The sequence below is a fragment of the Zhongshania sp. genome (assembly GCF_047636175.1).
Lineage (GTDB): Bacteria > Pseudomonadota > Gammaproteobacteria > Pseudomonadales > Spongiibacteraceae > Spongiibacter.
In genome coordinates this window covers 1-10,417 of sequence record NZ_JBLIKC010000047.1, presented here as the reverse complement: position 1 = coordinate 10,417, position 10,417 = coordinate 1, and the positions used below count along the sequence as shown (strand labels likewise).

The following is a 10,417-nucleotide window of genomic DNA, read 5'->3' as shown; positions in this document are numbered from 1 at the left end:
TGGATCACGATGATAGGTGGATTCTGCCCACCAGGGTGAGCATAGCGAAGCTTAATGCGGCGACCATTAATCATTGGCGGATTGTGGTCGTGCACTGCACCTTCCAAAATAGTCGTTAGCATTCGGGTCTGTAACTGCCGAGTAGCCGACTCATAGGCTTTTTCCACCGACTCATAAAGATGACCGACGCCAGTGCCATGCAGGGCAGAAATAAAGTGAATTTCGGCAAAGTCGATAAACTGTAAACGCCTATCCAACTCTTTCTTAATATGGTCCTTTTGCTCGGTAGTGAGGCCGTCCCACTTATTGATAGCCACCACAACTGCGCGACCGGAATCCACTACCTGTCCCAATAAGTGCAAATCTTGATCAACAATACTCTCGCGACCATCCATCACTAGAATCACAACATGGGCGTCGTCGATCGCTTTTAACGTTTTTACAATCGAGAATTTTTCAACTGCTTCTGAAATATGCTTACGCTTACGAATACCCGCCGTATCGATCAGGGTATAGCCTTCTCCGTCGCGTTCGTAATTGATATACACGCTGTCACGGGTGGTGCCGGGCTCGTCGAATACCACCACACGGTCTTCACCGAGCATGCGGTTTACAAGCGTCGATTTGCCCACATTGGGACGCCCTACTACCGCGATTTTTTTCCCGGTAGCAAGGGAAGCCTGCTTGTCTTCAGCCTCTTGCGGAAAGTGCGCTAGGACATCGTCCATCAGTATCCGCACACCTTTACCTTGGGTGGCGGTTAGGGGGTAAATTTTTGCAGCGCCAGTCTTATAAAATTCGGCCTTCGCTACTTCGGCGTCGGTCCCATCCACTTTATTAGCGACAAAAAACACCGGCTTAGAGCAGCTGCGAAGATGTTTTATTAAACCTTCGTCTGCAGGCATTAAACCCGCCCGCGCATCCAACATCAGCAATACTGCATCGGCCTCATCAATAGCCTGCATCGACTGCTGCGCCATGGGGCCATCGATACCCACTTCGTCGCCATTAACACCGCCAGTATCTATAACGATATAGCGACGATTGCTGTGAGTCGCCTCGCCATACTTACGATCGCGAGTTAAGCCTGGAAAATTAGCCACCAAGGCATCGCGACTTTTAGTTAGCCGATTGAACAGAGTTGACTTACCGACATTAGGTCGGCCTACCAAGGCAATAACAGGAACCATAATTCTATTTAACTCTGATCAGCACTCGGGCCGAATGACAAAATTTTTTACTTAACGATCTTGCAGTTTATAGGCAAGCAATTCGCCGCTATTTCCGTACACATATAACAAATTGCCATCGCTTAGCATCGGCGCACGCAAGCCATCGCGATCAGCTCTTGTACGAGCGATCAGGCGACCGTCTTCCCGCGCTAGCATATGCAAATAACCTTCATAATCACCAACGCCAATCGCACCATCAAATACCACCGGTTCAGTTAATTCACGACGCGCCAATACCGTTTGCGTCCAAAGTGCGCCCTGACCATTGTCATCAATCGCATTGACACTGCCATCAGAAGTCACCACAAACACTTTACCCAAATTTTCAGCAGCGCCTACGTAACTAGACATGTCCTTAACCCACAACGGGCGACCGCTGCGAATATCAATGGCCATGACCTGGCCTTGATAACCAGTGGCGACAACTGTATTCCTATCGTCCATAACCAGTAAGCGGCCGTCGACATCGACTAAACGCTCGATTTCGGTACTACCCTGGGGAGCGGAAATACGTTGTTCCCAAAGCTCAGAACCGTTATCGATATCAAAGGCGAGCACTCTGCCGTTGGCAAAACCTACCATGGCAATATCACCCACCACTTTGGGGGTACTGGTACCACGCAAAGTTAAGCGGGGAACTTGTGAGGAATAGCTCCACAACAACTTACCATCTTCAAAATTAAATCCCTGTACGTCGCCGCTATAGGTTTGCACGACGACTACAGAGCCATTGCTCTGTGGCGCGGAAAGCACTTCACTGCTCATAGGAGCACGCCATACGATATCACCAGAGATCCGGTCAATCGCGACAACTTCACCGTCTGAGGTGCCAACAAATAACAGCGTGCCAGATACACCTACGCCACCCGATATCCGCAAATCGTAAGACTTCTTCCAAATTTCCTTACCGCTGGCTTTTTTTAGTGCCGCAACCTTGCCGTTCGATGACGCAATGAATATCTCATCGCCATCGATGGCCGGCGTAATACGGTGATAAGCCTCTGCTTGGCCATCACCCAATGAGTAAGACCAAACTTCCTTAAGTTTTTTCTCTGCCTTGAAGTCGGTCAATTTAGCCGGCTCCCGACTAGTCGGGTCTGAGGCGCACGCCACCATCATCGCGCTTGCTAGCAATATACTAACCGCAGAAATAAACCGCATTACTTCGCCCCTTCTACAGCGACTTCGGCCGCAGATAAGTCATTAATTTTCAGTTCTAGCATCGCGTTATTTACCGGTGCTTCTTGCTGACGAGCCAAGGATCTAGCGCGCTGATACGCCGCTAATGCCGCCGCATTATCTTGCTGAGAAAATGCCACATCGCCCTCTAACTCAGCGGCCTCAGCTGCGTAACCAGTAGCGGCGAGCGTGCTTAAGTACGCCAAGGCTTTGTCGTACTCTTTCTGCGCATAAAAAACTTGTGCTAAGCGTATTTCAGCCTGTGCTTTGATTTGCGCGCTTGGGCGCTGGGCCAAAACCCACTCAAGCTCAGTGACTGCTGTTTCATAATCGCTGCTTTTTACTGCGTATTTAGCTTTAAATAGCGCGGCGAACTGGCCATAGCTCAAGCCCGAAAACTGATCTGTCAGGGTGTTCGCCAAATGTTGCGCAGTAGCTAAACTACTGCCATCTCGCTGCACTGCAGCGTCTGCAATCAGCAAATCATCAAACATTGCCGATGCTTCTCCAGCCTGTGTTTGCTGGTGGCCCTGCCAACCCTTCCAGCCAAATACAATGGCCAGTGCAAGGGCAATACCAAAAACGGTAGATTTACCATTTTCCCGCCACCATCTTTTAATGGCTTCGACTTGTTCTTCTTCTGTACGATACGTTTCCACTAAACTTCCTCTTCGACTTGTCTAGTCGCCTTTAAAAATAATTTTTAGAAATAGTATTTACCAGTTCGGCCAGCGCGACCAACTGTTGCTCACCCTGTCCAGCTCGCAACGGTTTGACTGCGGCTTGGCCACCCTGTAACTCATCTTCGCCGAGCACCACAGCAACTGAGGCACCCGATTTATCCGCTTTTTTAAACTGACTTTTAAAACTGCCACCGCCGCAATTTATTAACACCTTTACCGATGGCATGGCATCGCGTAACTGCTCTGCAATTTTTAGTGCCTCTATATCCGCTTTTTCACCAACCGACACAATAAAAATATCAGCCTGCGCCTGCTCGTCCGGCATCACTTCCAGCGTTTCCAACATCAACACTAGCCGCTCAATACCCATTGCGAACCCGACCGCGGGCGTGGCCTTACCGCCTAATTGCTCAACTAAACCATCGTAGCGGCCACCAGCACAGACAGTGCCCTGCGCTCCCAGCTTATCGGTAGTCCATTCAAACACGGTTAACCCGTAATAATCTAAACCACGCACCAACTGCGGATTTAGTCTATAGCTAACGCCCGCAGCATCTAAGCGTGCACACAAGCCCACAAAGTGACTGCGTGAAACGTCGTCAAGGTAGTCACTTAGTACCGGCGCAGCTACCAGCAGTTCCCGAGTTTTAGGATCTTTACTATCTAGGACCCGCAGCGGATTAGACTCTAATCGACGCTTGCTGTCGTCGTCTAACTCGTCTTTAAAACCGGTCAAATAATCAACCAAGGCTTGGCGATAATTTGCCCGAGACTCGGCATTGCCAATACTATTTAATTCCAGGGTAAGAGCCTCACTTATACCGAGGTCTCGCCACAATCGCGCCGTTAATAAGATTAATTCGGCGTCAATATCTGGTCCGGCCATACCAAAAGTTTCAACACCAATTTGATGAAACTGGCGCAGGCGGCCCTTTTGCGGACGCTCGTGACGAAACATAGGCCCGGTATACCAAAGCCGCTGGATCTGATTATAAAGTAGGCCGTTTTGATCGCAGGCTCGCACACAGCTCGCCGTCCCCTCAGGGCGCAATGTTAAGCTGTCGCCGTTACGATCCTCAAAGGTATACATTTCCTTTTCGACAATATCGGTTACTTCACCAATAGAGCGTTTAAAAAGCTCGGTATGCTCGACTATCGGAAAGCGAATTTCTCTATAGCCATAGCGACTAAGTACACCGCGCACGCAGGCTTCCAAATACTGCCACTGCGGCGTTTCGGAAGGCAGAATATCGTTCATGCCGCGAATTGATTGAATACGTGCCAAAAATAATTCCTATTGACCAAACACAGTGTATGAGCCGCTTCTTATAAACTGGTTATGCTCAGCTACGTGCAATAAGGTCTTTGTCCTGTTCTTGTTTAAGAGCGATCTTTTCACGAATCAATTTTTCTAGATGATCGATTAATACATCGTTCTTCACTTTGTGATTTGGCTTGCCATCCACATACACTAAATTGTTTGGGGTACCGCCGGTTAGCCCGATCTCAGCCTCTTTCGCCTCACCCGGACCATTAACAATACAACCGATAACCGCAACGTCCAATGGCGTAGTGACGTCGTCTAAACGCAGCTCCAGCTCGTTCATGGTGCTGATAACGTCGAAGTTCTGCCGAGAGCAACTTGGGCAGGCAATAAAATTAATTCCCTTACTGCGCAGTTTGAGACTCTTCAATATCTCGTAGCCAACTTTTACTTCTTCAACTGGGTCCGCCGCCAAGGAAACCCGAATAGTATCGCCAATCCCGTCCATTAATAGCATGCCCAAACCCACCGCCGACTTAACGGTACCACCGCGCAAGCCACCGGCCTCGGTGATACCTAGGTGCAAAGGTTGGTCTATTTGGGTCGCCAGTTGGCGGTAAGCTGCCACTGCCATAAAAACGTCAGAAGCTTTGACACTAACCTTAAAATTCTGGAAATCTAATTTATCGAGAATATCTATGTGACGCATGGCCGACTCAACCAAAGCCTCGGGGGTTGGCTCGCCGTATTTACGCTGTAATTCTTTTTCCAAGGAGCCAGCATTCACACCGATTCGAATTGGGATATTGTGGAATTTTGCTGCATCAATAACTGCGCGAACGCGATCTTCTCTGCCAATATTACCTGGGTTAATGCGTAGGCAATCCACGCCATATTCCAATACTTTCAAAGCGATTTTGTGGTCAAAATGAATATCCGCTACCAGCGGCACTGACACTTGCTCGCGAATCTTTCGAAACGCCTCCGCAGCTTCCATGCTAGGCACAGACACCCGAACAATATCCGCGCACGCGGCCTCTAAACGCCGAATCTGGGCGACCGTGGCGGCCACATCGCAGGTTTCGGTATTGGTCATGCTTTGCACGGATATCGGCGCATCACCACCCACAGCAACCTTGCCGATATAAATCTGCCGCGAAACCCGACGTTTTATCGGAGATGCCATTTTCATAATTCACCTACTTGTAGCCGCACTACGTTACTATTTGCTAATTCTTTAAGCTCTACCAGACTACCGTTGTAATACATGGCAACCACCGGCCAGTATGCAGTGCTAACGGTCACCGGGCCTGGCACCTTAAAATGAAGCGTTTCACCTTTTTGCTGGACGCCGCTTACCCTGACATTATTGTGGGCGTCACGCATTTCCAACCAGACATCTTCGCTGATCATAAACTTTAGTTCGACGGGTTTACTGTTAAGCTCCGACGGCTCGTCTGTACGAGTCTTCACAAGATCGCCAGACAGTAGCGTTTCTCCCAGCGAAGGAGCCATCTTCAACATGGGTAAGGACGGCAACTGTTGCTCTATGACAATAATGGGGGGCACTTTAGATTCACTACCGTCAAATACCCAACAGGCAAGTGCCCAAACAAAGAAGGCGGCGAACAAGGCCAATATCAAACCGGCATGACCCGGCGCTTGCACCTTGCCCTGAACCTGAATGTGACGCTGCTGACTAGTTTGCTCTTCGCGACGGCAGATTCGATCGCAATCACTCAATAAAGGCGCTTCATCCAGCCCCATATATCGCGCATAACTTTTAATATAACCCCGCGCGAACAGCGGTGAGTTAAACCGTGAATAATCGTTCTGCTCTATAGCCTCAACATAGCTGTTCAACAAATTCAGCGCTTCAGCCGTTTCCAACACAGACTTACCCGCGCTGATACGCGCATCATGCAATACTGATCCCGGCGGTCCGGGATAAAGCTGCTTGGTTAACGACATATTAATTCCTAAGGGCTCCCCTGCTGAGAGTTTTGCATATACGCTTTATAAAGTAGGTACTCTTCCGATTTTGGATACAAATTTTTCAGTGCTAAGGCAAAGCTGGCATGCACATTTTTGTCATCAAACTTGTCAGCTAAACGAATACCCAACCATAAAGCAGCGGCATTTTGTGCCGGATTTTTACTCAGGTAGGCATCGTAAAATCGCTGTGAATCCGCAAAGCGATCCATACGAAAATACACTTCGGCCAAGGACATGAGCACCGCGGCGTCATCGCCCTGCATTAAGAATGCACGTTTAAATGCGCCTTCTGCTTTTGTTAACTGGTTTAATTGGATATAGCAGCGGCCAAGATTTACGAATGCCTCGACTCGACGCTCATATAATAATTCTTGAACAACAACTTCAAGCTGACTTGCTGCCTCTGCATACCGCCCCCTCGCATAAAGGAAAGCGGCGTAATTATTCCGTACCCGAGACGCCTTGGGCGCCAAGCTGATTGAACGCAAATAATACTGCTCAGCCAATTCAAGCTCACCCGTGTTCTGAAAAACTAAGGCCAAAGCTTCTAATGTTTCAGGATTGTTTTTATCCGCTGCTTCAACATATTGCAGGTGACGTTTTGCCTGACCCCAATCACCCTGAGCGATATAGCTACGGGCTAATTGCAGAGAGGTCTCAAAGGCCTTTTTATCATCTGTTTTCGACGCAAAACCGCCACTTTGCGTTGTGACGCATGCAGACAAGACCAACGCTGATACGAGCATTACCAGAATAGAAGGTAATACTCTGATGCCTTTTATTCTTAACGACGACATGCAGTATGCTCCCGAAAATTCATACCAAGCGAATAGCTTGTTCTAACTCCGCCCGCTGGCGATGTCGCTCACTGCGCTTAGTGCGATCTTGTACTTGTCCTGCCAGCTGACCACACGCAGCATCAATATCATCGCCGCGGGGTGTTCTCACGGTAGTGACATAGCCAGCTTCGGTTAAGACCAACCAAAACCGATTTATCGCGTTTTTACTTGGACGCACGTAATTTGACAGCGAAAAAGGATTGAATGGAATCAAATTAATTTTACAGGGTAAATCACGAAGTACTTCGGCCAATTCCTTTGCGTGCTCAAGACCATCGTTTACACCAGCTATCAATGTGTATTCGATAGTCACTACCCGATGAGTATCTTCTTGCTTATCCAAATACCGCTGACAGGCCGCCAATAATTCAGCGATTGGGTACTTTTTATTAATTGGCACTAATTCGCTTCGCAAAGCATCGTTGGGTGCATGCAATGAAATTGCCAGTGACACGGTAGAAACATCACCCAGCTTATCCAACATAGGGACGACACCCGATGTGCTCAAGGTAACTCGACGTTTCGACAGACCGTAGCCAAAGTCGTCCAGCATCAAGCTCATAGCTTCTACCACACTATCAAAATTAAGCAGCGGCTCGCCCATACCCATCATCACGACATTGGTGACGATGCGCTTACTACCAGCCTCAAAACCGCCGTAGGATTTAATGGCCAACCAAACCTGACCGATGATTTCAGACGCTGTTAAATCGCGCATAAATCCTTGTTTACCAGTGGCGCAAAAACTGCAATCTAAGCTGCAGCCCACCTGAGACGACACGCACAACGTGCCGCGCTGGCCATCGGGAATAAGCACCGTTTCAACCAAATTATTACCGCCAACCTCTACCGCCCATTTGCGGGTTCCGTCGATGGAATCGAGTTGCTTGACCACGTTGGGAGGACGAACTTCGGCAAGCTCCTGAAGCTTGGCGCGCAAGGGCTTGCCGAGATTTGTCATCTCGTCAAAATTATCGATCCCCGAGTGATGTATCCACTTGAGGATCTGCTGGGCACGAAAAGGCTTTTCACCAATAGAAGTGAGATACACTTCCATATTTTTACGCGACATGCCGAGCAAATTCACTTTCATCTGCTGTACTACCGCTGCTGGTGTTTCCATTTTCATGCCCCGCAATGAGTAGAAATGTGTTTAAACGCGCTCACACAACTCACTGGTAGAGAAGAAGAACGCAATTTCGCGCGCCGCTGACTCTTCCGAATCCGAACCATGTACGGCGTTAGCATCGATAGATTCAGCAAAATCCGCACGAATAGTGCCTGCAGCGGCATCTTTCGGGTTAGTTGCACCCATCAGCTCACGATTCTGTAAAACCGCACCTTCACCTTCCAAGACTTGCACTGTCACAGGACCAGAGGTCATAAAATCAACAAGAGCGGGGAAAAACGGACGACCTTTATGCTCAGCATAAAAACCTTCAGCCTGTTCACGGCTCAAGCGCAGCATTTTAGCCGCCACAATGCGCAAACCGGCTTTTTCAAAGCGGCTGTAGATTTCGCCAATCACATTTTTGCTAACAGCATCTGGCTTAGCAATGGAAAGAGTGCGTTGAACGCCCATCGGTCTTTCTCCAAAAAAATAAAAAATCTGGGCAATAATTTTGCCCGCTACGAAAAATCGTCGAATTATACGCGCATTACCAGCAAATAGGTACGAGAGACAATGGATGACAATCAGTTCTGACCAGTGTTTCGCATAAGCATCCAGAAAACGTAAAGAAGGCACCTAGAAATGCCCATCCTTAGCGCGACCACCAGCTAACCCTGCCAGACGCTACAAACACCCAAATCAACCCTGCTCTGCTATCCATGCCGCCTGAATACCCTCGAGAATCTTCTCGCCGCAGCGCTTTGGATCATCATCAAAGTCGGTTAAATTCATCACCTTATCTCGCAAATCAACAAAGTTGATATGAACCGGGTCGGTTTCGGGGAATTTTTCGGCAAGCTCAATACCAATATCCAATACATCGATCCATTTCAAGCTCATTTTCGGCACACCTTCTTTAAAAGTCTATTGGGGTTTAATGGCTCTCAGAGACCATATTAATAGTATAGCGCGGCACCTCGACGACCAAATCCGCGTCGCCTACCACTGCCTGGCAACTCAAACGGGAATCGGGCTCTAAACCCCAAGCCTTATCAAGCATATCTTCTTCCAGTTCATCGGCCTCAGCCAAAGACGGAAAGCCTTCGCGAACGATAATATGGCAGGTAGTACAAGCGCAGGATTTTTCACAGGCATGTTCAATATCAATACCATTAGCGAGCATGACGTCGCACACCGTCTCCCCTGACGCCGCTTCCAACACTTCACCGTCTGGGCAAAGCGCTTCATGAGGTAATACTACAATACGTGGCATTCCGGCTTCCTTAAATTTCGTCGACTCGCCGACCGGCGAGTGCGTGGTTAATACTGGCGTCCATACGACGCTCGGCAAAGACTTCGCTGCCCTTACCGACAATGTCTATATGTTTGGCAATGCTAGCAACCGAGCCATTTTCGCGCTCTTGGTGTAAAACTTCCATCTTAGCGAGTAAGCCTTGCTGCTCGCTCTCGCTGAGCATAGCCTCACCATCTTTAAGCAGCGCCGCAGACAGCGCCTGCAACAAAGCCTCCGCTTCTACCTGCTGCTCCCGCAAGGCTCTCGCCTCCTTGTCTCCAACCGCTGAGGCCCAAGATTGCTTAAGCATATCGGCTATATCGGTATCACTTAAACCATAGGCTGGCTTCACTTCAATACGACTTTCAGACCCCGTACTCTCCTCACGCGCGCTCACCCGCAAGAGGCCATCAGCATCAACCTGAAACGTCACTTTAATACGCGCTGCGCCAGCCACCATCGGAGGAATTCCCTGCAACTCAAAGCGCGCTAAAGAACGGCAATCCTCAACCAATTCACGTTCACCCTGCAACGCATGTATGACCATGCCAGTTTGACCGTCTTTAAAGGTAGTAAATTCCTGCGCCATCGCCACTGGTATGGTGGTATTACGGTGGATGATTTTCTCTGTTAGGCCGCCCATGGTTTCAATTCCCAAAGACAGGGGAATAACATCAAGCAGCAGCATTTCATCGCCGCTGCGGTTGCCCACCAATTGATCAGCCTGCAAAGCCGCGCCCAGGGCAACCACCTTATCAGGGTCTAAATCTACCAAAGGCTCACGCCCAAACCACTGAGTCACACGCTCACGAACACGGGG

12 protein-coding genes are annotated in these 10,417 nt (G+C 49.0%); all 12 read right to left on the bottom strand.

Annotated elements, in window-relative coordinates; all coding sequences use genetic code 11:
* Positions 1 to 1,190, bottom strand: a 1,190-nt coding sequence (gene der, locus ACI955_RS16905) for a ribosome biogenesis GTPase Der (protein WP_415244920.1), incomplete at its 3' end; no start/stop codon positions are given.
* 51 nt (positions 1,191 to 1,241) lie between these two features.
* Positions 1,242 to 2,393, bottom strand: a complete 1,152-nt coding sequence (gene bamB / locus ACI955_RS16900; protein ID WP_415244919.1) for an outer membrane protein assembly factor BamB — start codon at positions 2,391 to 2,393, stop codon at positions 1,242 to 1,244.
* The gene (locus ACI955_RS16895; RefSeq protein ID WP_415244918.1) at positions 2,393 to 3,070 is read right to left on the bottom strand and encodes a YfgM family protein; all 678 of its coding nucleotides are present in this window, start codon (positions 3,068 to 3,070) and stop codon (positions 2,393 to 2,395) included. The genes bamB and ACI955_RS16895 overlap by 1 nt, the downstream gene beginning before the upstream one ends.
* Before the next feature lie 31 nt (positions 3,071 to 3,101).
* Positions 3,102 to 4,379: a histidine--tRNA ligase gene (hisS, locus tag ACI955_RS16890; RefSeq protein WP_415244917.1), complete on the bottom strand. Its 1,278-nt coding sequence runs from the start codon at positions 4,377 to 4,379 to the stop codon at positions 3,102 to 3,104.
* A 58-nt stretch (positions 4,380 to 4,437) separates the two neighbouring features.
* Complete coding sequence (gene ispG / locus ACI955_RS16885) at positions 4,438 to 5,550, bottom strand: flavodoxin-dependent (E)-4-hydroxy-3-methylbut-2-enyl-diphosphate synthase (protein WP_415244916.1); 1,113 nt, start codon at positions 5,548 to 5,550, stop codon at positions 4,438 to 4,440.
* Entirely contained in the window at positions 5,547 to 6,329 is a 783-nt protein-coding gene (locus ACI955_RS16880) for a helix-turn-helix domain-containing protein (RefSeq protein ID WP_415244915.1), read from the bottom strand. The genes ispG and ACI955_RS16880 overlap by 4 nt, the downstream gene beginning before the upstream one ends.
* Before the next feature lie 8 nt (positions 6,330 to 6,337).
* Complete coding sequence (gene pilW / locus ACI955_RS16875; RefSeq protein WP_415244914.1) at positions 6,338 to 7,150, bottom strand: type IV pilus biogenesis/stability protein PilW; 813 nt, start codon at positions 7,148 to 7,150, stop codon at positions 6,338 to 6,340.
* Between the two features lie 19 nt (positions 7,151 to 7,169).
* Positions 7,170 to 8,315 (bottom strand): 23S rRNA (adenine(2503)-C(2))-methyltransferase RlmN, encoded by a 1,146-nt coding sequence (rlmN, locus tag ACI955_RS16870; protein WP_415244913.1) that lies wholly within the window; start codon positions 8,313 to 8,315, stop codon positions 7,170 to 7,172.
* A gap of 30 nt (positions 8,316 to 8,345) precedes the next feature.
* Positions 8,346 to 8,774: a nucleoside-diphosphate kinase gene (gene ndk, locus ACI955_RS16865; RefSeq protein ID WP_415244912.1), complete on the bottom strand. Its 429-nt coding sequence runs from the start codon at positions 8,772 to 8,774 to the stop codon at positions 8,346 to 8,348.
* A 228-nt stretch (positions 8,775 to 9,002) separates the two neighbouring features.
* A complete protein-coding gene (gene iscX / locus ACI955_RS16860; protein ID WP_415244911.1) occupies positions 9,003 to 9,203 on the bottom strand; it encodes a Fe-S cluster assembly protein IscX in 201 nt (66 codons plus the stop codon).
* Positions 9,204 to 9,237: 34 nt separating this feature from the next.
* The gene (gene fdx, locus ACI955_RS16855; RefSeq protein ID WP_415244910.1) at positions 9,238 to 9,576 is read right to left on the bottom strand and encodes an ISC system 2Fe-2S type ferredoxin; all 339 of its coding nucleotides are present in this window, start codon (positions 9,574 to 9,576) and stop codon (positions 9,238 to 9,240) included.
* 10 nt (positions 9,577 to 9,586) lie between these two features.
* On the bottom strand, positions 9,587 to 10,417 hold an 831-nt coding region (locus ACI955_RS16850; protein WP_415244909.1), incomplete at its 5' end, for an Hsp70 family protein.